Genomic DNA, 23,939 nt, shown 5'->3' with positions numbered 1-23,939 from the left:
AACAAATTGCAATCGGTTGTGCTAAAATACAAAAATATGCCAATAAAAAAATAAAAAACGATTTATTTTCATATTTCGTTCTTTCAATTCAGTCATTGAATTATCAATAGAGAATTAGATACAGGATTTTACAGCAAAAAATAACCTGTTAATACTAACATTAACAGGTTATAAAATAGTTTTAAATAAATCCTAAATCCGCTTGGAAGATTCACGTATAAGGACTTGTGTATTTAAAAATGTTATTTCTTTAGCATCCACTTCTTCTTTAGCAGATTTTAAATTTTTAATAATTAATTCAGCAGCTGCTTTACCCATTTTCTCGGCAGGATGCGTGATAGTAGAGATATTAGGCTCAATGATTTCCGAGATTGGATCATTATTAAATCCTATTACTGCAAAATCTTCAGGTATTTTAATGCCTCTTTTTTTAGCCGTTTGAACTGCGCTTACAGCAAGAATATCTCCGGGTGCAAAAAGACCATCAGGACGGGATTTTAAATCAAATAATTTATTACAAGCCTTTACCCCATCTTCATAAGTCATTTCTTTTAGGCTTATAATCAGATCTTCGTCTACTAAAAGTTCATGCTCTAATAAAGCATCAACATACCCTCTTTTTCGCTCATTGTAAAGAGTCCCAAATTCAGATCCGGCAGTTAAGTGTGCAATTCTCCTGCACCCTTGCTCTATCAGGTGTTTTGTTGCCTTGTAACCCGCCAGGTAATTATTAATTACAACACGAAAAGTATCATAATCTCTTGGAACCCTATCAACAAATACAAGAGGAATATTATTATTGGAAAATTGCTGAAAATGAGAAGTATCCTTCGTTTCCATTGCCAGAGAACAGATAACTCCACTTACCCTATTACTGTATAAGGATTTAGCCAAATCTACCTCTGTCTCGTATGAATCATGCGATTGCATAATAAGTACCGAATATTCAGATTTTTGAGCCGCAATTTCAATACCACTAATCAAAGAAGACAAAAAGGGTTGGGTTATCGTTGGGATTAAAACACCAATAGTTCTTGATTTATTCCCCCTTAAACCCGCAGCCAGAGTATTTGGGACAAAACCCATTTCCTTGGCTGTTTGCTTTACTTTTTTAATTGTCTTATCACTAATAGTATGATGATCTTTTAAAGCTCTAGAAATTGTCGATGTCGCAAGATTAAGCTTCTCGGCAATATCATATATCGTTACGTGTTTATGTTCTTCCATTACTTACTATCGTATAATAAGTAAATGTAATTATTTTAATTATATTACAATTGATTCTCCGCGCATTTAGTATATCATAAACATTTAACCTCTTTTAATAATCAATTATTTTTCAAACATTTCTTAGAAGATATTTCTTTGTCTGAAAGTTTCTTTCTCACACAATCGGTTGTTCGAATTAGTTGTTTTGCTATCAGAAAAGCACTCCATCATATTATATATATCATTTGACAATTAAATAACAACCAGATTCAAACTTTGGTTTTGACCGAAATACACTCTCAAAAAATAATTATTTTGAGGCTTAAGCTACTATCTACTTACTGCAAAAAGTTAATGTTTTCTATCTTAAAAATATATCAGAAAAATTAAAAAAATAATGTATTCTAAATCTCCTATTTTTTACGAATGCTTTTAAATTAAACTTATGACCATTATCTTTAAACTGCTAAAATATTGAAATAAGTTTTTAATTTTATTACTAAATTAGTTAAGTTTGACTATTGAAAACAAGAATTACAGTATTAATTTCAAACAAGTTAGCTTAAAAATAGTAAAAAACTGGCCGTTTAAGTTTCGTGGCAAAATCATGGCACACAAGGTTTGGAGTGGATACCTTTTTTGCCACTAAAGTTTAAGGCGGTTTTTAAAGATAAGTTTTGTGGCAGAATCGTGGCACATGGTATTTTTTAAAACTGGGAATTTAGCAAAATCAAGGTCTAACGAATTTAGGTTCGAAACTTTTAGAAGCCAGCAAGATCATTCACTTTTATTGAATAAAAAAACCTCAAAAGCTAATTGACTTTCAAGGTTTTTATAATTATAGTTCCTAAAGAATCTGCTTACGAATCATTTGATACATTATTTTAAGAAAACTTTCAATAAAATAATTATTCAGAGCCAGGTTTTTTCAAACCAATATATTTCATTGTATATTTTTGATAAGAAGACATCTGTGCATTAATAAGTCCATCATGCCCGGCAGTCCTCATCAAAAATAACGATGTTCGGAACTCAAATCTTCTTTTGGAGAATTATACAAATTATATATCCATGGACTCATGCCGACATTTTCAACTACACTTTGACCCATATTTTCTTGGTACCGAAGTGTTAAATACTTTCATATGCAGTTTATATTCCTACCGGCGCAAAGCTATACAGCTTTCAGAATACATAAATACAGCATTTTTATTAGATATTCCATTAATAAGAAAGTAAAAAAGAAGTCTGGTCAACACCATCAATATAATTTGTACTTTGGATTTTGTCGTAAGCTCCCCCCTATTTAGCAACCAGTATAAACGCGTAGATCGTGTAGCCCAATGTTTACTACTTTATTTTTTCCACTAAAGGTATTTTCCATGAGTTATTAATTACATCTGGCTGGGGTCCATAGATTCTCATTACAAACATAAATTTTTCACTTTTTGGAGTTGGAAGCCAATTGCTTTCTTTACTTTTTCCAGGCGAAGATGCCTGTAAGTAAAAAATCAAATCTCCATTTGATTCATATTTTAGTCCCTGTGTTTTATTTCCAATAGAATATCTTGCAATGGGATTTGGTACTAGAAAACGTTTTGGCAGATTATACATAGTTATACTCCAAAAGTATTTTGCCTTAGGAAGTTGATTTTTAGAAAAACGCAATATATACTTATTACTTCCTAACAATGGCTGATTATCTTTATCAGTAGAACTGCCAGTATATACAGCCTCTTCTTTTGTGTTTCCATAAAGCCCTGCAGCAGCAGCTATAGCACGATTGAGATAGTTGTTTTTAAGGGAAGCACGTGTACCAAAAAGACTTCCGGCGTCTGTTACTTTATCAACCTCAGATTCTAGCTCATTTTTAGCTTCGGCAATTCCTTTTTCAATTGCCTTTATTGTTTCTGGTGAATATCTAGAACTATCGTAGGGCACTCCTGGCACAATACCAATTTTTGCAAAACGCTCTCTTAGCTGTTTTTCACTACTGTCTTCACTTGTATATTGTAATAAAGCATTTAAAACATTAATAAATTCAGGAGAATTATAGTCATCTTCTTTCCAGACAGGAAGTGGCATATTATATTTTTTTGCTGGTGGAGAAGCTTGCTGTGTATAATTGTGCAATGGAATTAGTTTGTATTGCGCTTGTATTTTTTTAAGATTTGGCACATCTTGCGGGTTATGAAGTTGTGTCCGTCCTACCAAAAAAATTAAGTTTGTTTCGGAATGTAAAACTTTATCAATCCCTTTCGGAGTATTACCTTTCCAGTCTGGACCAGCGATAAGATATTTACCTGGTTCATTCCCAGTTGCACGGGAACCTATATATTCAAAATTAAAAGTGTAAAGATCTATAAACTGCATTACATAATATCTGTCATTTTCAATTTTTGGCACCTGAAGAATAACCGGCTCATCTGACACATTAAGTGTAGCCATAGAATATGGTGTATCATTATTTATGGTTACTACTAAAGTATCTGCAGGAGTTGCACTCATTGCAACACTTCTAAATTTATTAAAACCGCCAACAAATTCTTTTGCATTTTTATCTATAGCATTCGCATAGATAGTTTTATAATTATAAAACATAGGATAACCATATATCCACGCTTCTTTAACAATTGCTGTGACTGAATCTGCAGAAATATTAGCTGTTTTCGCATCTGCTTTTTCAATAGACTGCTCTTTTTTACAAGCTATTGTCATTAAAAAAATAATAAATAAAAAGGGAAGAATCTTTTTCATAATAATTCAAATTTTAAATAATTAAAAACAATTTCGTTAGTGCATTCTGTTTTTGGCATAATTTTTTAACATTTTTCCGGCTCATTTAAGCATAAAAAAGTAACTAATTAATTTTATAATATGCTAATCCATAAGATAATCTAAAATTAAAGCTATTTGATGACTTGTAATTTAAAACTTTGTTTCATATTAGAACTTGAAACCAATTTTTCTTATGACCAAATAACAAGTACTATAAAAGATTATTGCAAAATTCTTTCAAATTACTCAAAGCCATTTAAACAATTTCAATTTTATACTTTATCATTATTTTATAAAAAAATTGTATTTTATATTTGAAACAATAAAGAATTATAACACCTTTTTAAAACAAGTTAAACTTTCAATATTTTTAAAACAGTGAAAATTTTGATAGCAAATTCGTGGCACATGATATTTGGAGTGGATACCTTTTTTGCCACAAAAAGTTAAGGCGGTTTTTTAGAAATATTTCACCCTATAGTGAAACTAATTCACTAACTTTTTCCATATAAATACTATACTCTTAGGCTTCTCCATTTTCTTTTATCCAGTTATTACCATGGGCAACAATACACAGATAAATACTAGGGAAAATCTTTTAGGCAATCAACCATCTGTCCAGGATATCGAAGCCCTTTCTTGTAAAAACCAAGTATCTGTAAATACGCCACCTACATTTATATTGACAAGTAATGATGATACCATTGTTTCTCCCATTAATAGCATAATGTATTATGAAGCACTTAGAAACAAAGGGATAGATTCAAGTTTATTTATATTTCCTCAGGGAGATCATGGATGGGGAATCAAAGGAATTAATATGTTTGGAAATAAATTCCAATAAATAGAACAAGTAAAAGATTTAATAACAAATTGGATTATGAATGTAACAGATATAAAATAAGCGGCTAATGCTAAAAAGCCCATTTCTTAAGAAATTGGCTTTTTATGTTTTTTTGGTACTACTTAATAAGGTTTAGATATCAATTGGAAATCTCAGTATCGTTGACCATTATCTGTCAAATCAAGTGGCCATAATAATTCGATTTAAATTTATCGTATATTTGGTAGAACTTCATACTATGACAAACAAAAACATTAGAGACTCACTAATAACAAATGAGACTTTAATTAATGCCAAATTATTATGATCGATCAAAATTAAAGAATGTTGGTCAATACATTGCGAAACTACTGGTCAAATTTTACCGGAAGTATATGGTCTGTCTTACCAATTTTTCCAATTAAAACACTAAATGCAAGTAATAAATTGAATAAAAAAGTTGACAATAGTATAATTATATATAAAGACAAGCCCGCAGCAACATCTCTGTATTTTTCTATTTTTGTCAGGTTTCTGTTTTTTTGCGTCCCTACAATCTGGGCAATGGGTCTTTATTTTGAATCTTATGATTATTGGACATCTGAAAATCTCTGGTTTTTTATAGTGCTTTTATTACTCAGTATTTTTTTTGCTTGGGGAATATGGACAAGAATTGTAAATTTAATTAACATAGAAAAGGAAAAGCCGTTGATAAAAATAAATGTCGACGGAATCGAAATACTTGGAGACAAATTAAGATATTGGACAACCATTAAACATATTAAATTGGTAGAAACTTTTACCCTAGAAAGGTATATAGCTTTAGCATCTTATATTGAGAAGGAAAGTATAAACTATATGTTATACAATGCTTATGAAACCAATGAATTTCATAATTTAAAAGAATTTGAAAACATTTTAAAGCAGTTTACCGACAAAGCAGAAATCTGCGAATATGATTAACTTTATGTGAGTGAGATAAAACATAGACAAAACTAAAAACTCACCATTGACACGAGATACGGATATTAGATAGCGACTCACACTAACAAGGATAAAGTTCGTCTAATTAAAAACACAGACAGAAAAGAGCAATTATTTAATCCTCCCGAGATATATTCTTTTCAGAAACAAAAAATATATTTTTAACCGGATTCAATAAAGCTTTTGTCCAGCCCCCATCAATTAACGAATTCAAAATTTGTCATTGCATGTTATAAAAACGTACTTTTGGGTTCTGTCGCATATGCCAGAATCAAATATAAGAATTGAAGTAATTTAAAAGTTAGCCCGCCAATTTACAGAATGATTTAAACATAGTTGTACCATGTCCAATCATCTGATTCTTTCTCAGCATATGCACAACTTCAATTCCACTCAATGTTCGTCGTGCTGATTCAAAGCTTTTAAAGCCTAACCCGTTTTGTATCCTCCATTTTATAAATCGATGGTCCTGTTCTACAATATTGTTGAGATATTTACACTGCCGAATTTTAACCTTTGAGAATGAACGCTTGTTATAGACTTTGATAGCGGCATTATTAGAACCACTTTTATCAATATTTATTACTCTTGGCTTGTAGTTATTACTAATTGCTTTAATTAGAAATGACTGAGCACTCATTCTCTGTTTTTTTCTGGTCAAAAGAAAGTCTACTGTATTGCCTAATTTATCTACCGCTCGATATAAATAACACCAAATACCTTTTACTTTGATATAGGTTTCATCCAATCTCCAACTCGCCCCCACTCTGACTTTTCTCTTCTTCATCTCTGACTCAAGCAAAGGTGTAAACTTATAAACCCAGCGCTCAATGGTGGCATGACGAGCAGAAACTCCTCGCTTTTTCATGATCTCTTCAAGATCCCGATAGCTTAATGTAAACCTAAGCTTAAAATATACGGCCTGCAGTATAATAGACTTCGGATAGCAATGACCTTTAGTATTCATGAGTTTAAGAATTTAAAAAGGCAAAGATAAAACTTAGCTTTAGATGCGACAGAACCCTTCTTTAAAAGCAATTCTAAAATTCGGTTTTTTAAAAATCCATAAGACAAATTTGTGTTTATTTTATAATCTAATTTTGTGTTTTGATTCTTAACCTTTAATTCTTCTTCTAAATCGTTTACAATAATTGACTGCATCTTATTCCAAGATTATGCTTACTCATACATTAGAAAATCGTACTCATTACATTTTTTACATTATAAAAGCCTATTAGTTGGTATTTTTAATAAAGAAATTAAAAACTAGGTAGAAAACTCTAAAATTCTAATCACATGAAAAGCAAAAAAAACTTTACCGGCGCCATCGGTGCGTGGCTGACTAATGAGCTACATCCAGCAAACGCGACCTACAGCTCACCCAACAGCAATTTTAGTTCTATTAAGCTCAACAGGATATACAGCACCCTTGATTACCTGAGCATCGGCTGGTTTGGCGTGGATATGAGTAACCCTAGCAGTCCCACCCTGCAAACCAGTAACACATATCTTGCACAACAGGTTTTAGATGCCCGTGCACAAAACCCGGACATCACCATATTTGCTTTACTGGCCTATACCCAAGAAATCACCAACGATCTCCAAACGATCATCAACAACCCCGCCCTGCTGACCACTTTTGCGACCAATGTTGCCAACTTTCTGGCTAACAATGACCTCAATGGTTTCGACATTGATTGGGAACAGCCCACGAGCCAACTCTCTCATAAGCAATGTGGCCACTGGCTCAACGCATTGGGTAAGGCTTTCGGGGATACCTATTATCTGGCCATTTCGGCGAGTTCTAACCAGTCCGGTAATGTCAACAACCTGAATGCGGATGCTGTGAATGCCAATGTGGATGTGTTCAATTTGCAAAGTTACTGGGTTAGCGATCCTAGCGTATTTATTGCACACGGTATCAATGCCGATCTATTGGGATTCGGTGCTTATTTAGAAAGTGGTGTCACTGCGCTTTATGCTTCTCAGCAATACGCTGCTGGGATTCAGTACCAGAGTAAGCAATACCCCTACCAAACTATGATGAGTTGGCGGCTTGATTCTTCCAACTGGCCTTTCGAGCAAAGTCAACAACTATTGATGCGGCCATACCTGACCGGCCAACCGGATGTGGTTGTGTTCGACGATGGAGCCATCTTGAATGCGCAAACTACTCCTACTATTATCCAAAGTATCGTTATCCGTAGCGGAGATGTTGTGGATGCCATCCAATGTACCAATGCCAGCAGCGACGGCTCGTATGTGGTACAACTATTACAACACGGTGGTGATGGCGGCAATGGGAATAATCCGATCAATCTCACAAATGGCCTCACCGCTTTCAGTTACGTAACAGGATACTGGTACGGACAAAATGTGGTAGTTCAAATCACCATCAACGGCACAAGTTATCCCGCCACCATTAATCCCAATGTAGTTGATCCACAAAATTTTCAGGTGACTGCTCCTGCGGGTAGAACTATTATTGCATTCAGTGGACAAACCTGTTATGTGAATTTGGCAGGCGGAGGTTTCAGTTGGGTGTTATCGCAGATCAACGGAGTATTCGGTTAGTGATTTTTTTATTCCCTCTGGTGCTCGTATGCAACGAGTGCCTACATAATATTTAAAAGATAATTGTAGCGTTTGTAACGCGGGCTAATAAAAAAAAGGTTCTTAATACGTTTTATTAAGTAGTAAGTATCTAAAAAGCCACATTGCAAACGCTTTGATTTAGTTTATACAAGTAAAAGGGTACTCGTTCAAAACAATCAACAGATTGAGTTTTTACAGGAAGTTATTTTTGTAGTTTAAATCAGCTATATTTACGTTCAAAATAATAAAAAATGGAGGTTTTGAGACAAACTGACGTTAGCGAGCATAAGGACAAAAATCGTGTAAAAAACGAATGAAAAAAAATAATAAAGCAACTTTTTCGTGGATATTTATGGTATTATTCTATTTGGGATATACATATTTCATTTTTGCTAAACCCAACATAATTGAAAGTAAAGACTTAATTGAAATTAAAGCGAAACTAGCTGAACCGCCTATTTATTACGAATCTACAGGAGACAATGTTCCTTCGCTAGATTTTAAAATTGTGGGTACACCAATTAATTTTACGATAAAATCTTGTGGTTTGCAAAACTTAAACTTGAGTCAATTTGAAAATATGAAATTTAGAGATTCAATATCATTTCTAACAAATAAGGTTTTTTACCTTTTTAAAGTAAATCAGTTTAGTTTTTTTGTTTAAAATAAATCACTCAGACAATTCATTTTTTTCAAATCTTTGAATAATAAATGTTTGCCAGCGCTTAATTTTTTCTGAAATATTCTTTTGTTATCGGCCAATCCATTTTCTGAATTCTCCCAGATAGAAACATCAGAGTCTCCAAAACTTCACCCTCCTTTGGAAGTTCACCAGTCACCATTTCTTTAAACGAAGAAGTATAAATTTTCTTTAATTGTTCCCAAACAGCTGCAGTACTTTTAAATAATAGTGCGTCTCCAAGGTGCACATATAGCCAGTCTTTATTGTTAGGAATGGCCTTATCATCATCGAGTCCGACCTGCAGCAGCATTTGGTCAAATTCTTTTGAAGCAGTGAATTCTTTAATTTTGTCCTGCTTTAACAGCAGATGAAGATCATAAGTGTGGCGCACCTTTTTAGACAATTCTTCAATGGGGTTTTCCGTATGTGAAAAACGTACCAGACTGATAATTTTTTCGCAGAACGTGCGTTCAATTCCCAGCGCCGTAACTTGAAAATCCTCAAGCCCGAATCTTTCAATAAGTTCAGGAGTCTGGCTTTGTTTAATATATTCTGCTATCAAGCTGCAGATATATGTGGTCTGGCGGGGCTCAGAACTTCCCATATGAGAAACCTCAACCGCAATAAATTCTCCAACCTCACCATACTGCCCTTGCATGCCCAGCTTGGGAAAAGAATATACTATTTTACGAATGCTCCCTTTTTTATTTGTACCGGGATGATCCTCAACAGGATTTAATATCGAATCATCTGTTATATTCGTTACTTCTTTTAGTTTATTTTTTAATGCGTTGCCAGAATCACCAGGCTCTTTTATAATTATGAGATCAATGTCTTCAGAGAACCTGTGAATAATTTTATAACATTTGGAAAGGGATGTTCCGCCTTTAAAAACAATATTGTCTTTTACTGCAGACGAAAACAGCTCTTTCAGTGCATATGTAACCCAGTAATCTTTCTCTATTAAAATCTCTGAAACTTTAAAATCTCCGCCGCAATTACAATGGCTCCTTCAAAACTGTCTTTATCTAAATGTAAATTCATTATCCTATGTTCCAGTAATTAATAGTAGGCAGTAATTCCGCAGTAATCCCATACTGGTAACGGCTTGCTGGATTAATTGATGCCTTTAGCTTCTTTAAGTCTCCGAAATCCTTTATATCTTCCAGCACCGCTCCAAGCAGCGCTCTTACTTTTGGAGGATATGAAATCCCGTAAGAAACCAGCTTTTTAATCTCATCATTTTTTAAACGACCTATTTCTTTTTTTAAATAGGTAAGTCCGTCTTTGGCCTGCATATCTGGAATAGAATTAAAATCTTTCATAACATCCAGAATCTCAAGATAACGAATCTTATCAGGTGTAACCTTAACATAACTCTTCGCAGGTTTTACAGCCATACTCCCAGCACGTCCTTTTATCTGCCTGCTCTGAGAGGCAACACGCACTGCATTTGTAACCTGTGTAGTCAGCCCCAACCTATTATAAAGCCTTGTGCCCGTAACATAAGCAGTCTGTCTACTGTCCTCATACAAATACAATCCCAGCAGCGCTTCTTCCCTGGGTTTCTGTTCGCCGAACACACTTATTTTGGGTTTATAATAATATCCCTTTCTTGCTCTTTTAACTATACCTCTAGAAGTCAGTCTGCCAAGCGCTTTTGCTCCTGCCATTAATTCATCAGCAGAAAGACCAAGTGCAGCATATCCAAATACCTCTCCCGGCGCAATCTGTTTTACTTTACGTTCTATTTTATCTGCTACTGTCATAATAACTGCAAAGATATGCAATTATACATCAATTGTCAAGTTTTTTCCAACTTTTACTTGACACAAGAAAAGGCATAATAAACAAATAAATGTGGAAGAACAAATCCTAAAATAAGCCATATAGTGTTTAATTTTTTGTAAAATAAGCGCTTTATAAATGCAAAAATTTGTGTGGAGTAGTTATTGTAGTGCTGATTAGCTTTAAAAATTTGTATAATAAGCACCTTAAAAATGGAAAAATTTGTGTTCACTAGCTAATTTAGGATTGATTAGCTTTAAAAATTGGTAAAAACCAATCTATATTCAAAGGTTAATCTTAAATTTCTTCATCACATAAATAACTTAAAAATGTTTTGTTAGTGATGTCATAAAAATTTGTATTTGCTATGCAATTAACCACAGATTACAACACGTTATTAAACAATGAATTACGAGTTAAAAAAAATAACAATTTGAAATTTGTGGCAGAATCGTGGCACATTTGGGGGTGGAATTGCCCTCTTATTTGCCACAAAAACTTAAAGTACTCTATCTTGACAATATTAAAAAATCATATTCAAATATTTAAATGATTTAATTTCACTTTTTCGTTATCGGCAAACTAATCATTTTTATGTTAATTTTTTACATACATTTGCCGATAACGGAACCTTATTTAAACCATGAAATATCTTTCAGTAGTAGAATTTGCAAAAAAACTGGAACTGTCGGAAAGGACGGTTCGCAATTATTGTGCATTGGGTAAATTAAAAGGAGCTTTCCTAACGGGTAAAACTTGGAATATTCCTGAAGATGCAGTAATTCCTCGAAAAGGAAATAAAAAAGTAAGTAAGAATATTTTACTGAACAGTTTGAAAGAGCAAAAGGATATGAAATTGAAAGGTGGTATCTATCACCGTACTCAGATTGATTTAACCTATAATTCAAATAAAATTGAAGGAAGTAGACTTACACATGATCAGACAAGATATATTTTTGAAACCAATACAATTGGTGCTTCTAAAGAAAGTGTAAATATAGATGACATTATTGAAACCTCAAATCATTTTCGCTGCATAGATTTTATCATTGAAAAGGCAAATACTAAGCTTAACGACACCATTATTAAAGAACTTCATTTTTTATTAAAATCTGGTACTTCAGATAGTGCAAAAGATTGGTTTAATGTTGGTGAATACAAAAAAATGCCGAATGAAGTTGGAGGTAATGAGACTTGTCCCCCTGGTCAAGTTGCTCAAAAAATGAAAGAACTTATCCATACTTATCATACTATTAAAAATAAAACTATAGAAGACATCATTGATTTTCATCATAAATTTGAAATCATACATCCCTTTCAAGATGGAAACGGTCGTGTGGGACGGTTAATTATTTTCAAGGAATGTCTTGCAAACAATATTGTTCCTTTTATCATTGATGAACAGCTTAAACTTTTTTATTATAGAGGACTTCAGGAGTGGAGTAACGTAAAGGAATATTTGATGGATACCTGTCTTACTGCACAGGATAATTATAAATCAATTCTCAATTATTTCGAGATAGAATACAAGTAGATTGAACAGACAAAAAAGCAACTTCAAAATCTAAGCATTACTTGGCTTAAAAAAATCTGATAATTATCAAAAAAGCAGTTATTTTTATCAAAAAATAGAGTAATTTTGATTTATTGATCAAAATGAATTATAAAACTCAACAAAACAAATCACAAACACTTGACATACAACAATTTACACAGTTTGTGAATTCAAAAAAATGACGTTTTTATTTTCGTGGCAACATCGTGGCGCACTAGGTAAAAAAAAATAAAATGCAGTATATACGCGGGTTCCTAGCTTAAGGTCCGAATCCTGCTCTCCCCACTAAAAGTCCTAATGAAAATTAGGACTTTTTTTATGCCCAAAATTCAACCTCTATAGCTGTCGAAATAAAATCCCAAGGATTTATATTTTTTTACTTTACAGTACTTATCAATCTTTATAAGAACACTCGCAATTTTTTTCAAAACATTGAAAGCAGAGTTAATTTATTGGAATAAATATGAAACAAAAGAACAAGCAAAAGATCCTCTTTTTGAGTATATAGAAAATTTTTATAACATTCATAGAAGACATTCAACCCTGGGAAATCTCACAATCGAAGAATTTCAAAATCAGCATCCTGTTACAAAATAGGTTCTGCGACCTTCTTATCGGTTCTCCTTGATTTGCTCTATCATATTTTTTATTACTTTTTGTATGTTTGTATATATCATAAAGCTAACATTCTTACATTTTTAAAATGCTACAAAACCAATCCATAATTCCTGATATAAAGGCAATAATTGCGACCTCTAAAGAGCGCGCAATTAGGGCTGTTGATAATGAAAGAACCAAAATGTATTGGACAATTGGAAAACGTATTTTTGAGGAAGAACAGCATGGAAAAGAGAGAGCTGATTACGGAGTTTACTTAATTAGATATCTCGCAGAAGAATTACAACCTGAGTATGGCAGTGGATTTTCAGTCAGACAATTGGAGCGGTATCGTCAATTTTACAGAACTTTTCCAATTGCGTCCGCACTGCGGACGCAATTGAGCTGGACACAGTATAAACTCTTATTGTCAATTGATACCCAAGAAAAAAGAGAATTCTATATCGCTGAAAGTGTAAAAAATAATTGGACATCCAGACAATTGGAACGTCAAATAAACAGCAGTTTATATGAACGCCTTTTAATGAGCAGTGATAAAGAAAGTGTACTGGCTGTTGCTAAAAAAGAAAAATTACCTTCAGATGCACGAGAGATTATAAAAGACCCAATGTATTTGGAATTCTTAGGCTTAAAGCGTGAAGCTGCTTATTATGAAAAAGATCTTGAACAGGCCATTATAACGCATCTTCAAGAATTCTTATTAGAAATTGGGAACGGCTTTTCCTTTGTTGCAAGGCAAAAAAGAATTCATATCGATGGAGATGAGTTTTTTGTAGATTTGGTTTTTTATAATAGATTACTCCAATGTTTTGTTTTAATAGAAATCAAAACACATAAGCTTACTCACCAGGATATCGGTCAGCTACAGATGTATGTTAACTACTATGATCGAATCGAGAAAAATGAAAATGAAAATCCTACAATTGGAATACTACTTTGTGCTAATAAAAATGATGGTGTAGTTAAATTCACATTACCAGAAAGCAACAAAAGTATTATTGCAAGCCAGTATCATTTATATCTTCCAACTGAACAGCAATTACTAGAAGAGATCAACAAAGAATTAGCAAATTTTGAAGTAGACAAAAAAGATTAAATAGCTCGAAAACGATAATTCCACTTCTTTGGCAAAATCGTGGCATATCTCCTGAAAAATAGACATTAGAGAAAGCTAAAAGCATAAATAAATGTAGAGTAACCTTAATCAATTGCATCTTCCCAAATGGTTATCATTTTTTCAGAATAGTAATAATTCCCCGTTTTCATGAGTGTCTTTAAGGTTGCTGTATTGATCTTAACTTGGGGAAATTGTGATTTTGCATTGGCAATAAGCTGTTTCTTTTCTTTGGCATTGCCCAGCAGATGAGCTACAAGTATCCGTCCGATGTGGGTATCTAAGCTTTTTTCATCTATTTTAAAAGAGGCTTCAAATTTGGCCTGCGCCTCTTTGTAATGTTCTTCATCCAATAATAGGTAGCCATAATTACTGAGTTGTACAGCATCATGAGTGTTTTTGCTTAGATATTCATTATAGGCAGTTTCTGCCTTTTTATATTCACCAAGTTCCTGATATATTTGTGCCAGATTGGTCCATAAAATAGTCTGGTTTGCATCTAGTTTTAGTGCTATTTCAAAATCTTTGATTGCTGGTAAAAAATCTCCTTTTTGCTGGTAAAGTCTTCCTCTTTGTGCGCGATAACCATAAACATCAGGACTTATGACAATTAACCTGTCGTAAATTTCAAGAGCCGTTTTCCAATCTTCTATTTGCTGATAAGCCTGTGCGGCGTAAAATTCTAAGTCGTTTTCTAAATTCCCTGTAGCATCTGCATATTGAGTCAAATTATAGCTTCGGTATTGATAGAGTTTGTAAACTTTTATAGCTCTTTGCGCATTGGGTATTTCAATTAAACATCTTATATAATTGTGATAAATCCTCGAAATGTTTTCTCTTTCATATTCAATTGCTTTTTCATAGTTCTTAACCGCATTTTCATTGTCTTTCAAAAAATAATAATTATTTGCCATTATCTCATACAGCTCAGCATTGGCTCTATCCATTTCAAGGGCATACCTTACTTCATCTGAGGATTCCTTATATTGCATCAAATGAGACAGGCAAAGGGCTTTTAATTGATGATATTGCGGATCTTGAGTGTTTATTACTATTGCCTTATCGATGGTTGAAATGGCCTCTTGGTATTGCTGTTGGTTATAAAGTTCAAGAGCAGTATCATAATACTTCCCAGGCATCTCACTGGCTGAAACTGCTGCAACGCCAACAGGGAAATAAGGTTTAAGAAATTCGTATTCTGTGGCCTCATTTTTACTTAAAACCTTAAGTGATTTTATAGTACCGGTAAGCTCTTGGATTCCTATCTCGAATAAATTTTCCTTTTTGTTATAGGGTTGTACTAATGCGTTGTATTTGGCATAATTAGGATTATTTTTCACAGGTATAAAACACAATTGTGGCTTGTTGCCTAATTCGACTATAATTCTATCGGGTTCTTTGCGTAAACTGTGGATATAATTGATTTCTTTTTGGATTTTATCTTGTCCCACACCTCTTAAGGAAGTAAAGGCAAGAAGCATAAAAAACAGAAGCCTCATAATTGGTTTATTTTATAATTGAATTTCATAAACGTAGCAAACTTGGGTCAGTGGATCGCGAAAATATCTTGAACCTTGGTCAAAATCATCATCATTGTTATACCTATCTAAATTGGCTGAAGGTTTAAACCAACTTGGCGCATCAGTTGGCATAATCCAATTGGTTTTGTCGATTAACAGGTGGTTTTTCTTTATAAATGTATTCCACCACTTATCGGTTGATTTGAATTTAAGGTACATGATGTATTCACCCGACCAGTGACCGGATTCCCAATAGTGTCCTTGCAATAGTTTAATGTCAGACGGTGGATTTTTTCCTGCCCAATATTTATAAATTTCTTTTGTATTTGTGGTGTTAATCTCTGAGCAACTTGTCAATAAAAACAACAACATTATCACCATTAGATTGGTTAAATCGTTTAAAAAAAGCTTCAATTGTAAGCTCCTTATTCTGGTTGATTGCCCGGATTGCAAAGAATTAATTCTCATAAAAATATTCAAAGACATTAATCAATTTGTTATTCGAATCATAATTGCAAACCCTCTTTGTACAGCCATTAGAATTATTTAATGAAATCGTTTTGGACAAAACTGTATCTTTATTTTTTGATATAAAAATGATTTTATTTCCCTCTTCGTATCTTATATTCTCACTAAATAGTTTATTCTCTGTAGTATTGTAAATTTTCATTGTGGAATAAAAATCTTCTTTTTGATTTTTGTACTCATATTCAATGGTTTGATCCTTTGAAGTTTCTTTAATAATTCGCCCCAAATCATCGTACTTTAAAACAGAAGTTAAAACTACATCTCCACTCTGGTTTATTGTTTCTATCTCTATGCACTGAAATTTATCGTTTAAATGATAAACGTTTGAAACCATTGTGCTTTTTTGATCTACAGAAATGATATTAAAATGATTTTTTGCATACTTAAAAACATCTTTGGACTTCATTCCTTTTTCATTTCTTCGTACAATACTATCAATCAAACCATTTGAATTTCTAAAATATTCATCTTCTGAAAATAATGCTTCGTTTATAAAAGTGGCATATTTTTTTATTAATCCTCTTTGGTCATAGATGCTTTCCTCCTGCATAATACTTTTTTTAGTTTTTAGAGTATCTTCAAAAATGGTGGCAATTACCTTTCCGTTTGTACAGCTTAAAGAGGCCGGTTTTCTGGGGTAATAGGAAATGTTCGAATTCTTTATCAAATTATCGGCATAGTTCTGATCAATTTTAAATCTTGCTTTTAATTTTTTTTGTGATTCTTTCTGACGTTCTGCGATCTCAGTTTTTCTTAATTTAGAATAATATACTTTATCATTAAATGGAACTTTAAAATAAGACTGGTAGGCTTTGATATAATTATCTGGATTGGATTCAATAATGGGTTTATCAACACCATTGGATAATATCATTCCGGATTTGGGTTTGGTGCCCTTGTTATTAAAATAGTAATAACCATAGTTTTTAAATTCGATAACATACTTTTGATCAATACGCAGTATATGTACCTCTTGAATTGTATCAAAAGCTTCTGCAAATCGGTTGTATATAGCTAAATGTTTTTCTAGCCCACCAGTTTTTCCAGAATCAAAAAATACCAATGTAGCCTCTTCTTTATTGTTAATCTGATAAACCTCGGACTCAGGTTCCGGATTATAGGTCAGTAATTTTTTAGAACAGGCCGTAAGCAATAATAGGCATGATACAATACCCATTAAATTTCTCTTGAATTTGAATATACTATTTTTTCTGAATTTTTCCATTTATTTCATACCCCTTATCGTTGGGCAAAATTGCTGATCTTAGCTCGGTTTTATTTTTAAAATTATAGAAAACTGTGAACCTCTAGGAGCTGTTTTTACCAAATATTTTTTGCCTGACGAATTAAATCTTCCCCATACAAATTTTAATAAAAAAAAGATATGAATTCAAGTTGATATAAATTCGCCCGAGATAATTAGATATTCGTGTAACTCTTTTTTAAATCTGTATTAATAAATCTGGTTTTTTACCTAAACTCTAAACAAAACAATCACATCCCACTTACCAAGAGAAACAATTTTGATACCTGATTTATATTATTTTACAAACATTCCTGAAAACAGCCTTTTCTCGTCAAAGTTCAAAGTTGTTTTATAAAGTCCATTTTTTATTTCAATATAGTTTGCGAATTTTAAATCTTCATAGTCAATGATTGATTTCTTGTCGAATAATTTGACCACATCCTCGAATTTCATACCTACTTTCAAACCATTTTCAAATGAAATCTCCACTTTTCTAAAGTCGTTTATTGCATAGGCTACAATTATATTTTCTTTTCTATTTTCAGGACTAATTTTATTAGCGGATAAATAAAAATAAAAATCGTGATATTCATTTTGATACATAATTTGATTTATATCTCCAGTACTTCCATTAATTTCTTCCATTCGTTCAAAATTTTTGTTGGTTTGAGATTCTACAAAATCTTCTTCAGTTGATTTTCCAACAATAAAATGGTTTACATTCCAGTTTTTATCAATTTTCAGGATTGGCTTATCTTTAACATCTTCTGGCTTTGTCGCGTTTTTTATCAATTCTTGCGTGTATTTTTCATTATCACAACCTCCAAGATCAATAAGCCCGTTGAAAGTGTCCCAATAACAAGTTTTCGATAAATTGGTGCTGTTTAGAATAATAAGTCTGTCATAATCGGGTGAGAAGAAAATATATCTGTTTTGCTTTTTCAGGTTCCAATATAACCCCTTATCTGTATTTGGATTTTTTGTACCCTTACCAAATTTTAATTCAATTTTCTTTAAAATCTCCGATTTTAAGCCTGGGGTTTTCATTTCTATTCTTATCCCATAAATTTTATTCTCTGCATTAAAACTTCTTAAAGTGCTCTTCAATTCCTTTTCATTTTTGACTGGCTTTAAATCAATATGAGCACCCCCAAATCTCGAGATACTATCTGTTTTGAGTTTTTCAGCGTTGATTTGGAAAATGATTTTTTGTCCTTTCAAATCAATTCCTTCAAAACTATATTTCTCAGAATTTTCAACCTCTAATAATAGGCAAAACGGATATTCTATAGTTTCAACTCCAACAAGCAAATCCTCATCATAATTTATTACTTTCTCTGTTGGTTCGTTTAGATTTAATTTTGATAAATCTATTTTTTCTTGTCCCTTGCAAGAAATCATAAACGGTAAAATTGCAAGTGGTAATACTAGTTTTTTCATTTATTTAAAATTAATCTTTTTAAGTTCATTATATAGTTCATCCAGAAACTTTTCTTGTTTGTTGTCTTCTTTGAAATAACGCTTATAGTTCACGCCACAATCGGATATATCACCAATGTTTTTTTGTATTAAAAGTACAATTAAAAGAAAAAGTAGAACTAAAATATTTTTCATTTTCTGATTTGTGATTATTTTATTTTGGTATAGATTTTTCCCTTCCAAAACATTAATTTATCTGGATTTTCCAGATGATCAAATTTCATATCGAATTCGGCTTTTAAAATTCCTTTTTGCATCGCTTTTTTGTCAATTTTTATATTTCCTTCATTACAGATATAGATTCGTTTTCCACTTGCAATGCTATTTAATTCAATTCTTGGATTGCTGATGACATTATTGATAATATAAAAATTTAACGTACAATGGGTAGCAGTATTTGCCAGAGTATAACATTCAATAGTGTCTTTACTCCATCGTTTTGCGTTGATTGCGGTAGCACCTGCGTACTCATAGCACCAAGCTTCACATTTTAGGCTCTGTTTTGGTGAAAAAGAAAAATCGCCATCAAGATTCTCAACCCATTGTATGTCGAAATCTTTGAAGGGAAATAGGCAAAAAACAAGGCTGAATAAAAGGGCTGTATATTTCATCGTAATTTGGGTTAGCCTGATATATCAAATGATAAAAATTAAAAAAAATAAGTCTGTTTTAGTTTGTCTTTGGTTGCTTTTTACATTTAATTCTTTCCGTTATTTTATAAATTTCTAAAGGCAAAGCATCAGTCGAATAATATATCTTCTGGACTTCACATTTACAGTGATCTTTCTTGAAATTAAATACAACTATTCTTGGCCCCAATGGATGATTTCCGCGTCCCCAATTTGTAATTTCAAAGCCTTTTCTTTTCAGAATCTGAGCCAATATGAGTTTTTCATCTTCCTCTTCTGGTACAATTCCTCTCGGCAACGAATCGTATAAATTTGGAAGTTCAATAAATTGATCATTGCAATTTTCAATAGCGAAATCTATCACTTTTTCATTAAATTCTATAGGTTGCTTTTTCGATTTTTCACTACATGTAAAAAATAAAACACAAAGTAATAGTATTATATATTTCATTTTGAAATCTTGGCTTTAGAGTTTGTGGGAACATTTGGGTGCTTTGACTTTGGGCGGGAAACACTAATTCTATCAATTCAAATCGAAATACAAAAGTTGATAATAGTATGACTAAGGTTCAATTGAAAAACTGCCGTTGAATTCTGCACTTCCATCAGCCATATGTTATAATACAAATTTAAAAAAAAAGATAATGTGAGTTTAAGCAGATATAAATTAGCCAGAAATAATTTGATATTCGTAAAGATCTTTTATAAATTCGTTTTAATACCAAGGTTTTTTACAGAAAGTCTAAGTAAAATGATGGTTCCGCTCTCATTACAAAAATTTCTATGTTGGTTTTTATCTTATTTTTCCGCGCTAAAATCTCCAAACGCTCTTAGGCTATAACCCCGATAAAAATTGATGATTGCCATCTGTATTTGAGGTATTTTGATAACCTTTCCCATTAGCTGTAATTTTTACAAGCAATTGGTTTTTCTTCAAAACAATTTCGAGTTTTATAAAGCCCTTATCAGTATAATTACCCATACCACGAATTATTGCATTTTCAACAAAAGGCTGAATCAGCATCGCAGGTACTAACAAATTATCTGTAAATGTTAGATAGAATAATTGACCACCAACATATCTGACACATTAGCAAATATTTTCATTAAAATTTGGTTTGTATTGCAAACTATATTAAATTTGTCAAGTCCATTCTAAAAAAGTTATTATGATAACACAAGAAAAATCACTAACGCCACAAGAAAGCTTGCAACTCATCTCAGAGGCAATTGCAATGACAAAAGAAAATATAAAACAAAACAGTTTTCCTTTTCTGCTTTGGGGTTGGCTGATCTCCATCGCAAGTTTTTCTTTTTTCTTTTTGCATCAATACACATCAAGCAAGTATTATTTTTTACCATTTCCATTTTTAGCAATAATAGGAATTATCACAACAATTATCTATTACCGTAAAAATGTTTCCAACACTACCATATCTTATCTAAGCAACTTTCTTTATAAAATGTGGATGGTATTAGGCCTCTCCTTTTTTACAGTAGTGTTCATTAATGTTTACCAATTCAATCCACCATTCACATACACTTTACTCATTGCGGCTATCGGAACATTGGTATCAGGGCTTGTAATGAAATTTCAACCCTTAATTATTGGCGGCATTTTATTTTTTGTCGCATCAGTTGCCAGTGTTTTTATTGCAGAAGATTACAAAGTTTTACTTCACGGTGTGGCAATCATTTTTGGGTATATAATCCCTGGGTATTTATTAAAATTCACAAAATCATAAGGCGTAAAATGTATAATGAACTTGACTCCATATTAAATGTTCCTGTCCGCTTGGCAATTGTTTCTGCATTGATTAAAGTAAAGCAGGCCGACTTTAAACATTTAATGGAAATCACAAAAACAACTCAAGGAAATTTAAGCCATCAAATAAAAAAATTGAGCGAAGCTGAATATATTGAAGTGGAAAAAACATACAAGGGGAACTATCCTCAAACCATTTGCAAACTCACTGCAAAAGGGGAAAAAGCATTTGAACAATATGTTGAAACAATAAAAAAATACTTGCATCTATGACAGGAATATATTTTTTATCCATTTGGTTTGTATCACAAACAATATTAAAGAATAAAAGTATAATTTTATTACTCCCTACTTTATTCTTGTTTTTCACCGCACAAACTTTTTCACAAGTAACCATTTCAGGAACTGTAAAAAGTAAAAATGGTGAGCCCATTGAATTCGCAAGTGTGTTTCTTAAAGAAACAGCAAGCGGAAGTTCAACAGATTCATTAGGCAATTTCAGTTTCATAACCTCTGAAAAAGGTTCGCAGATTTTTTCTGCCTCCTACATCAATTTCAAAACCTACCAACAACCCATCACCATTGAAAATACTAAAATCACTCTCTATATTATTTTGGAAGTTGACCAAACCACATTGGAAGAAGTGGTTGTTTCGGCAGGAACTTTTGAGGCAAGTGACAAAGCAAAAGGAGCAAAACTAAATCCCATCGATGTGGTAACTACCGCAGGAAACAATGGTGATATTGCAAACGCATTGCGGACTTTGCCCGGCACACAGCAAGTTGCCGAACAAGAGGGTTTATTTGTTCGTGGGGGAACAAGCGATGAAACAAAACAATTTATTGATGGAACACTCTTCAAGAACCCAAACTTTTCAAGTGTCCCTGGAATCATTCAACCAGCTCGCCTTTCACCTTTCTTATTCAAAGGAATTAATTTCAGTACAGGTGGCTACTCTGCATTATATGGTGAGGCATTAAGTGGAGCATTGATTTTAGAAAGTGTTGATTTACCTGAACAATCATCTTCTATAATTGGCGCATCACCAATCTTGGGTGTGGCTGGATTTCAGCAACTTTCTAAAAACAATAAAGTTAGTTACGGCATCAATTCGCGGTATGTCAACTATTTTGCTTATACAAGATTAATCACACAGAAGCCCGACTATTTCCACGGACCTGAATACATCAGTGGCGATGCAAATTTCAGAATGAAAATCGGCAAAGAAGGGATGCTGAAATTTTATTCCAACTACACTCTCAACAATGTTGGTTTGCGAAACACCGACATTGACAGTACAAACCTGAAAACAAGTTTTCAGATAAAAGCAAAAAACAGTTTCAACAATTTAAGTTTTCGAACACCCTTAACTAATGGTTGGAAAATCAATGTTGGAGCAACCTACAATTTCAGTAACGACAACATTATCAATAAACTTTTAAACAGCAGTAACCAACAAATTTTCATCCCCAGATTTCCTTACAACTATAAGAACAATACTATAGAGGTGTTATCACATTTTGCAAATGGCAAAATTGTTTTGACAAAATTTTTCCCTCACAATCAGGCGTTACGTTTTGGTGCAGAGCAATTTTATCTCCATGATAAATTCACTTATAGCGACACCACAAAAAACATTGTTGACAATCTCACGGCAGTATTTGCAGAAGGCGATATTTATTTAGCAAAAAATATTGCAGCAAAAATTGGTATGCGATATGAGTATTGTTCTTTATTCAACAAATCAAGCATTGCACCAAGATTAAGTGTTGCTTACAGGTTTAATGATCAAGGGCAAATAAATTTCGCCTACGGCCTTTTCTATCAAAAATCCGATTACAGAATTTTATTTCAAAATCAAATCGCTCCTTTAAGCACTGCAATATTTTTTGAGCAATACAAAAAACTTGATTTCACTCTTGCCACGCATTACATTATTAACTACACAAAGAAAGCAAATAACCGTTTGTTCCGTGTAGAAGCATATTACAAAGTGTATGATAAATTAGTAAAAACATATCCCATTTTAAACAATGACGGTACAGGTTACGCCAGAGGAATTGAATTATTTTTCAGAGATAAAAAAACTTTCAAAGATTTTGACTATTGGATTACCTACACTTTTCTTGATACCAAAAGAGAGTTTCTCAATTATCCCTCTTCCATCAATCCAAACTTTACAACACCCCATACAGTTTCCATTGTTACAAAAAGATTTTTCGAAAAATTAAATACAAGCTTCAATCTAGCGTATTCAGTTGCAACGGGCAGACCATATTATAACATTCGTTACGAGAACACTTCCCACCAACCTAAAATTTTTGATCGAGGCACAACCGACCCTTATCAATCATTAAATCTTAGCATCGCATACCTCACTTCTTTTTTCAAGAAAGGCAAAAACCGCGACTTCACTGTTATTTCTGCCAGCATCAATAATATTCTGGGTTCAAATCCAGTGCTCGGTTACAACTACAGTTACACCGGAAACAACAAAATTCCGATAACACTCCCTGCAACACGAACTTATTTCATAGGTATCTTCATGAGCTTCGGAGTCAACCGAACCAAAGATTTCATCAACGAAAATCTATAATCTATAATCTATAATAAATAAACTAAATT

The 23,939-nt window shown here is 32.7% G+C and carries 22 protein-coding genes; 10 read left to right on the top strand and 12 right to left on the bottom strand.

Annotated features, from left to right (window positions below; translation table 11 throughout):
* Positions 1 to 192 precede the first annotated feature (192 nt).
* Positions 193 to 1,227, bottom strand: a complete 1,035-nt coding sequence (locus LPB88_RS03295; protein WP_230712370.1) for a LacI family DNA-binding transcriptional regulator — start codon at positions 1,225 to 1,227, stop codon at positions 193 to 195.
* Positions 1,228 to 2,559: 1,332 nt separating this feature from the next.
* Entirely contained in the window at positions 2,560 to 3,966 is a 1,407-nt protein-coding gene (locus tag LPB88_RS03290; RefSeq protein WP_230712369.1) for a DUF1254 domain-containing protein, read from the bottom strand.
* A gap of 580 nt (positions 3,967 to 4,546) precedes the next feature.
* Between LPB88_RS03290 and LPB88_RS03285 the strand changes: the two genes are divergently transcribed.
* Together LPB88_RS03285 and LPB88_RS03280 are read left to right on the top strand one after the other, a co-directional pair.
* A complete protein-coding gene (locus tag LPB88_RS03285) occupies positions 4,547 to 4,831 on the top strand; it encodes an alpha/beta hydrolase (protein ID WP_230712367.1) in 285 nt (94 codons plus the stop codon).
* A 543-nt stretch (positions 4,832 to 5,374) separates the two neighbouring features.
* Entirely contained in the window at positions 5,375 to 5,773 is a 399-nt protein-coding gene (locus tag LPB88_RS03280; protein WP_230712366.1) for a hypothetical protein, read from the top strand.
* 322 nt (positions 5,774 to 6,095) lie between these two features.
* Here the strand turns inward: LPB88_RS03280 and LPB88_RS03275 are convergent, their stop codons facing one another.
* Positions 6,096 to 6,761: an IS6 family transposase gene (locus LPB88_RS03275; RefSeq protein WP_230712365.1), complete on the bottom strand. Its 666-nt coding sequence runs from the start codon at positions 6,759 to 6,761 to the stop codon at positions 6,096 to 6,098.
* Between the two features lie 329 nt (positions 6,762 to 7,090).
* Between LPB88_RS03275 and LPB88_RS03270 the strand changes: the two genes are divergently transcribed.
* Together LPB88_RS03270 and LPB88_RS03265 are read left to right on the top strand one after the other, a co-directional pair.
* A complete protein-coding gene (locus tag LPB88_RS03270; RefSeq protein ID WP_230712364.1) occupies positions 7,091 to 8,368 on the top strand; it encodes a glycosyl hydrolase family 18 protein in 1,278 nt (425 codons plus the stop codon).
* A 334-nt stretch (positions 8,369 to 8,702) separates the two neighbouring features.
* Positions 8,703 to 9,053, top strand: a complete 351-nt coding sequence (locus LPB88_RS03265; RefSeq protein WP_230712363.1) for a hypothetical protein — start codon at positions 8,703 to 8,705, stop codon at positions 9,051 to 9,053.
* A 61-nt stretch (positions 9,054 to 9,114) separates the two neighbouring features.
* Here LPB88_RS03265 and LPB88_RS03260 read toward each other — a convergent pair whose 3' ends face one another.
* Complete coding sequence (locus tag LPB88_RS03260) at positions 9,115 to 9,969, bottom strand: nucleotidyl transferase AbiEii/AbiGii toxin family protein (protein WP_230712719.1); 855 nt, start codon at positions 9,967 to 9,969, stop codon at positions 9,115 to 9,117.
* Between the two features lie 145 nt (positions 9,970 to 10,114).
* Positions 10,115 to 10,840 (bottom strand): DUF6088 family protein, encoded by a 726-nt coding sequence (locus tag LPB88_RS03255; RefSeq protein ID WP_230712362.1) that lies wholly within the window; start codon positions 10,838 to 10,840, stop codon positions 10,115 to 10,117.
* Between the two features lie 662 nt (positions 10,841 to 11,502).
* Here LPB88_RS03255 and LPB88_RS03250 point away from each other — a divergent pair.
* The 3 genes from LPB88_RS03250 to LPB88_RS03240 all read left to right on the top strand — a co-directional run bounded on the left by LPB88_RS03250 (position 11,503) and on the right by LPB88_RS03240 (position 14,128).
* A complete protein-coding gene (locus tag LPB88_RS03250) occupies positions 11,503 to 12,393 on the top strand; it encodes a DNA-binding protein (protein ID WP_230712361.1) in 891 nt (296 codons plus the stop codon).
* Between the two features lie 453 nt (positions 12,394 to 12,846).
* Positions 12,847 to 13,011 carry an IS3 family transposase gene (locus LPB88_RS03245; protein WP_230712360.1) on the top strand — a complete coding sequence of 55 codons (165 nt, stop codon included), beginning with the start codon at positions 12,847 to 12,849 and terminating at the stop codon, positions 13,009 to 13,011.
* Positions 13,012 to 13,117: 106 nt separating this feature from the next.
* Positions 13,118 to 14,128, top strand: coding sequence for a YhcG family protein (locus LPB88_RS03240; protein ID WP_230712359.1), 1,011 nt, complete (start codon positions 13,118 to 13,120; stop codon positions 14,126 to 14,128).
* A 104-nt stretch (positions 14,129 to 14,232) separates the two neighbouring features.
* On the opposite strand, the gene LPB88_RS03235 is transcribed toward LPB88_RS03240, so the two are convergent.
* The 7 genes from LPB88_RS03235 to LPB88_RS03205 all read right to left on the bottom strand — a co-directional run bounded on the left by LPB88_RS03235 (position 14,233) and on the right by LPB88_RS03205 (position 20,587).
* Positions 14,233 to 15,645: a lipopolysaccharide assembly protein LapB gene (locus LPB88_RS03235; RefSeq protein WP_230712358.1), complete on the bottom strand. Its 1,413-nt coding sequence runs from the start codon at positions 15,643 to 15,645 to the stop codon at positions 14,233 to 14,235.
* A 12-nt stretch (positions 15,646 to 15,657) separates the two neighbouring features.
* A complete protein-coding gene (locus LPB88_RS03230; RefSeq protein ID WP_230712357.1) occupies positions 15,658 to 16,134 on the bottom strand; it encodes a hypothetical protein in 477 nt (158 codons plus the stop codon).
* Positions 16,124 to 17,419, bottom strand: a complete 1,296-nt coding sequence (locus LPB88_RS03225; protein WP_230712356.1) for a hypothetical protein — start codon at positions 17,417 to 17,419, stop codon at positions 16,124 to 16,126. The genes LPB88_RS03230 and LPB88_RS03225 overlap by 11 nt, the downstream gene beginning before the upstream one ends.
* Positions 17,420 to 17,734: 315 nt before the next feature.
* A complete protein-coding gene (locus LPB88_RS03220; RefSeq protein ID WP_230712355.1) occupies positions 17,735 to 18,880 on the bottom strand; it encodes a hypothetical protein in 1,146 nt (381 codons plus the stop codon).
* A gap of 188 nt (positions 18,881 to 19,068) precedes the next feature.
* Positions 19,069 to 19,530, bottom strand: coding sequence for a hypothetical protein (locus tag LPB88_RS03215; RefSeq protein ID WP_230712354.1), 462 nt, complete (start codon positions 19,528 to 19,530; stop codon positions 19,069 to 19,071).
* Between the two features lie 58 nt (positions 19,531 to 19,588).
* Positions 19,589 to 19,999, bottom strand: a complete 411-nt coding sequence (locus LPB88_RS03210) for a hypothetical protein (protein ID WP_230712353.1) — start codon at positions 19,997 to 19,999, stop codon at positions 19,589 to 19,591.
* A gap of 384 nt (positions 20,000 to 20,383) precedes the next feature.
* Positions 20,384 to 20,587 carry a hypothetical protein gene (locus tag LPB88_RS03205; RefSeq protein WP_230712352.1) on the bottom strand — a complete coding sequence of 68 codons (204 nt, stop codon included), beginning with the start codon at positions 20,585 to 20,587 and terminating at the stop codon, positions 20,384 to 20,386.
* A gap of 130 nt (positions 20,588 to 20,717) precedes the next feature.
* Between LPB88_RS03205 and LPB88_RS03200 the strand changes: the two genes are divergently transcribed.
* From LPB88_RS03200 to LPB88_RS03190, 3 genes are read left to right on the top strand one after another with little or no spacing between them, the layout of a single operon-like run.
* Positions 20,718 to 21,293, top strand: coding sequence for a hypothetical protein (locus tag LPB88_RS03200; RefSeq protein ID WP_230712351.1), 576 nt, complete (start codon positions 20,718 to 20,720; stop codon positions 21,291 to 21,293).
* Positions 21,294 to 21,301: 8 nt separating this feature from the next.
* Positions 21,302 to 21,586 carry a transcriptional regulator gene (locus LPB88_RS03195; protein WP_230712350.1) on the top strand — a complete coding sequence of 95 codons (285 nt, stop codon included), beginning with the start codon at positions 21,302 to 21,304 and terminating at the stop codon, positions 21,584 to 21,586.
* Positions 21,583 to 23,910, top strand: coding sequence for a TonB-dependent receptor (locus LPB88_RS03190; RefSeq protein ID WP_230712349.1), 2,328 nt, complete (start codon positions 21,583 to 21,585; stop codon positions 23,908 to 23,910). The genes LPB88_RS03195 and LPB88_RS03190 overlap by 4 nt, the downstream gene beginning before the upstream one ends.
* Positions 23,911 to 23,939 lie beyond the last annotated feature (29 nt).

Origin of the sequence: Flavobacterium sp. JAS (assembly GCF_020991455.1) — a bacterium.
In the GTDB taxonomy this organism is placed as follows: Bacteria; Bacteroidota; Bacteroidia; order Flavobacteriales; family Flavobacteriaceae; genus Flavobacterium.
Note: the sequence above shows the minus strand (reverse complement) of the source record. Positions and strands in the feature narration are given on the sequence as shown.